At 66.5% G+C, this 3,912-nt stretch carries 4 protein-coding genes and 1 pseudogene; all 5 read left to right on the top strand.

Going from position 1 to position 3,912, the window contains the following annotated elements; genetic code table 11:
* The first annotated feature begins 147 nt into the window (after positions 1-147).
* The 5 genes and pseudogenes from ACUW6W_RS11590 to ACUW6W_RS11570 all read left to right on the top strand — a co-directional run bounded on the left by ACUW6W_RS11590 (position 148) and on the right by ACUW6W_RS11570 (position 3,766).
* A complete protein-coding gene (locus ACUW6W_RS11590) occupies positions 148-1,431 on the top strand; it encodes an IS256 family transposase (protein WP_100057176.1) in 1,284 nt (427 codons plus the stop codon).
* A 62-nt stretch (positions 1,432-1,493) separates the two neighbouring features.
* The gene (locus ACUW6W_RS11585; RefSeq protein WP_036315702.1) at positions 1,494-1,826 is read left to right on the top strand and encodes a DUF3024 domain-containing protein; all 333 of its coding nucleotides are present in this window, start codon (positions 1,494-1,496) and stop codon (positions 1,824-1,826) included.
* Between the two features lie 44 nt (positions 1,827-1,870).
* Complete coding sequence (locus tag ACUW6W_RS11580) at positions 1,871-2,068, top strand: hypothetical protein (RefSeq protein ID WP_010078466.1); 198 nt, start codon at positions 1,871-1,873, stop codon at positions 2,066-2,068.
* A gap of 59 nt (positions 2,069-2,127) precedes the next feature.
* Positions 2,128-2,397, top strand: a pseudogene (locus ACUW6W_RS11575) (transposase); the annotation flags it as partial.
* A gap of 124 nt (positions 2,398-2,521) precedes the next feature.
* On the top strand, positions 2,522-3,766 hold the full coding sequence (locus ACUW6W_RS11570) for an IS256 family transposase (protein ID WP_031943898.1): 1,245 nt from the start codon (positions 2,522-2,524) through the stop codon (positions 3,764-3,766).
* The last annotated feature ends 146 nt before the right edge of the window (positions 3,767-3,912 follow it).

Below are 3,912 nucleotides of genomic sequence, written 5' to 3'. Positions count from 1 at the left end.
AAGCAGGCCCTCGCCCAGCTCGCCGCGGCCTACCCCGACCGGATCAACCCCTACCTGTGACCACCCCGCTTACACAGACAAGTTGACACGCCCCCGCGGGAGGCTTTCGAGGAAACTCTCACATCCCACTCGAAAGGGACACCCGCGATGACCGCTCCCCACGATATCGACCCCCAGGCGTTTCTGTCCGATCTGCTCACCCAGGCCTCGCCGGACTTGATGCGTCAGATGCTCACCACCTTCATCAATGCCCTGCTGTCGGCCGAGGCTGACAGCGTGTGCGGCGCCGCCTACGGCGCCCGCTCGGATGAGCGCACCAACCGGCGTAACGGCTACCGGCACCGGGACCTGGACACCCGCGCCGGCACCATCGACGTCGCGATCCCGAAACTGCGCGAAGGCACCTACTTTCCCGACTGGCTCCTGGAGCGGCGCCGCCGCGCCGAGGCAGCGCTGACCACGGTGGTCGCCACCTGCTACCTGCTCGGCGTCTCCACCCGCCGGATGGACAAACTGGTGCAGACTCTCGGCATCACGGGCCTGTCGAAATCGCAGGTCTCAGAGATGAGTAAAGACCTGGATGCACCGGTCGAAGCGTTCCGCACCCGGCCGCTCGATGCTGGGCCGTATCGGTTTGTCGCCGCCGACGCGCTCGTGCTCAAAGTGCGTGAACACGGCCGGGTCGTCAAGGTCGCCGCCATGGTCGCCACCGGCATCAACAACGACGGCTACCGCGAGATCCTCGGCCTGCAACTGGGCACCGCGGAGACCAGGGAGGGGTGGCTCGGGTTCTTCCGTGATCTGGCTGCCCGCGGCCTGTCGGGGGTGGAGCTGATCACCTCCGATGCCCATGCCGGGCTGGTCGAAGCGGCCGGGGCGGTGTTCGGGACGGCGCAGTGGCAGCGCTGCCGCACCCACTACGCGGCCAACCTGATGGCGGTGTGCCCGAAGTCGCAGTGGCCCGCGGTGAAAGCGCTGCTGCACAGCGTCTACACCCAGCCCGACGTCGAGGCGGTGATCGCCCAGTACGAGCACATGATCGACAGCCTGGCCACCCATCTGCCGGCCGCTGCCGAGCACCTCGAGGGCGCCCGCGATGAGGTGCTCACGTTCACGAAGTTCCCGAAGGAGGTGTGGAAGAAGATCTGGTCGAACAACCCGAACGAACGGCTCAACAAGGAGATCCGGAGACGCACCGACGTCGTCGGCATCTTCCCCAGCCGAGTCGCGGTGATTAGACTCCTCGGCGCGGTGCTGGCCGAGCAGCACGACGAATGGACCGAATCACGGCGCTACATGAGCCTGGAATTGCTGACCGCGACCGACACGATGCTCGCCGAAGCAGCCGCGAAAGCCGCGGCTGAACAAGCCGCCCTACAGGTCAGCGACACCATGACCGACGACCCCGGCCACGCGGCACTCGCCGCCTGACAACCCACCCGACCACGAGGAACCCGACAAAGCCTCGATACACCACTCAAAAGGACTTGACCATGGCTATGCCCGAGACCGACCTGCTGCGCATCGGCCGCTGGTGCCGTGAACGCGTGCCCGAGCACCTGTGGGATCAGGTGAGAGTAGAAGCCGAGATCGCCGACCGGCACGTCACGATCATCGAGACGCGGCCGCCGTGGGACGGGCAGGGCGACTGGACGCGGTTCCCGGTCGCGCGCCTGCGATACACCGTCAAGACCGGCCAGTGGAGCATCTACTGGCGTGACCGGCACATGAAGTTCCACGAGTACACGAAGAGGCGCCCGACGAAGAACGTCCAGAGTCTGCTCGACTACATCGGCAGCCACCAGGATCCGATCTTCTGGGGCTGAGAGCTCCCACGGCCGTGTCGGTACTCACCGCTACGGTCGGGAGTATGAGCGAAGAGCAATGGGATGAAGCGGCCTTCCGCGCATCGATCCCGGCCGCGCGCGAGAAGGTTGAGTTTGCCGCAAGGTTCTGCGAGATCGGCCCCTCACAGCCCCGCTGGGATAGTCACCGTCCCGTCGTCGAGTTGATCTTCTATCTCTGCAAGCTCGACTACGACATCAAGGTGCTCCTGCTGCCTTCCTGACCGATTGAAGCGCCCTGGGTTTGTTGGAGACTCCTGACCTTGGAAACGAGGATGGAGTTATGCCGAAAGAGCAGACAGCGGGGAAGCCGACGACGCGTCGGTATTCGCCGGAGGAGAAGGCCGCGGCGGTCCGGATGGTGAGGACGCTGCGTGCCGAGCTGGGGACCGAGCATGGGACCGTCAATCGGGTCGCGACGCAGCTCGGGTACGGGGTCGAGTCCGTGCGGATGTGGGTCAAGCAAGCCGACATCGACGACGGCGTCACCTCTGGCGTGAGCAGCGCTGAGGCGCGGCGGGTGCGTGAACTGGAGCAGGAAGTCCGGGAGTTGAGTTGAGTCCCTGATAGTGGTGTAACCCTCCCCGGCCGCCAACACCGTCCCCAGCATGGACGCGGTCACCGTGGGAGCCTTCGAGTGAACCTTCCACAGCACTCTCGAAAGGGACATCACCACGATGACCGCTCCTCACATTGTCGACCCTGAACGCCTGCTACGCGAAGCGATCGGCGAAGCCTCGCCGGACTTGTTGCGCCACCTGCTGCAGACCGTGATCAACGCCCTGCTCAGCGCTGACGCAGACGCGGTCTGCGGCGCCGAGTACGGCACCGCTTCTGATACCCGCACCGCACAGCGCAACGGGTACCGCCACCGGCCCCTCGACACCCGCGCCGGCACGATCGACGTGGCCATCCCGAAACTGCGCGCCGGCACGTACTTCCCAGAGTGGCTGCTCGAGCGACGCAAGCGGGCCGAGTCCGCGTTGATCACGGTCGTCGCCGACTGCTACCTCGCTGGGGTCTCCACCCGACGCATGGACAAGCTCGTGCGCCAGCTGGGCATCGACTCGCTCTCGAAGTCCCAGGTCAGCCGGATGGCCGCCGAGCTGGACGAGCACATCGACGCGTTCCGGCACCGCCCGCTGGGGGATGCCGGCCCGTTCGTGTTCCTCGCCGCGGACGCCCTGACCATGAAGGTTCGCGAGGGTGGTCGGGTGATCAACGCGGTGGCCATGGTCGCCACCGGCGTCAACGCTGACGGGCGACGTGAGGTACTCGGGCTGCGGGTGGCCACCACGGAGTCAGGCGCGGCGTGGAACGAGTTCTTCGCTGATCTGGTCGCCCGCGGCCTTCACGGGGTGAGACTGGTGACTTCGGACTCCCACCGTGGCCTGGTCGAAGCCATCGCGGCGAACCTGCCCGGGGCCGTGTGGCAGCGGTGCCGCACGCACTATGCCGCGAACCTGATGGCGGTGACCCCGAAGGCCATGTGGCCGGCGGTGAAGGCCATGCTCCACAGCGTCTACGACCAGCCTGACGGGCCGGCGGTGCACGCCCAGTTCGACCGGCTCTTGGACTACGTGGCCGAGCGGTTGCCCGCCGTGGCTGGGCACCTCGATGCTGCTCGGGAGGACATCCTCGCGTTCATCTCGTTCCCGAAGGACGTGTGGTCCCAGATCTGGTCGAACAACCCTGCCGAGCGCCTGAATCGGGAGATCCGGCGCCGCACGGACGCGGTGGGCATCTTCCCGAACCGGGATGCCGTGGTGCGGCTCGTGGGGGCCGTGTTGGCTGAGCAGACGGATGAGTGGGCCGAGGGCCGCCGGTACCTCGGTCTCGAGCTGCTGGCCCGCTGCCGCGAGCCCCTCACGCAAGAACCGGGCACCGTGATGGGCACGGAGGTGATGCCGGCCCTGGCCTGATTCTCATGCCTCGAAGACGGTTACACCACTTCCAGGGACTTGACCGGCGGCAGTTGAGTCCCTGATAGTGGTGTAACCCTCCCCGGTCGCCAACACCGTCCCCTTCACGGACGCGGTCACCGTGGGAGCCTTCGAGCGAACCTTCC

The organism is Micrococcus sp. 093350064-1 (assembly GCF_053627955.1).
Note: the sequence above shows the minus strand (reverse complement) of the source record. Positions and strands in the feature narration are given on the sequence as shown.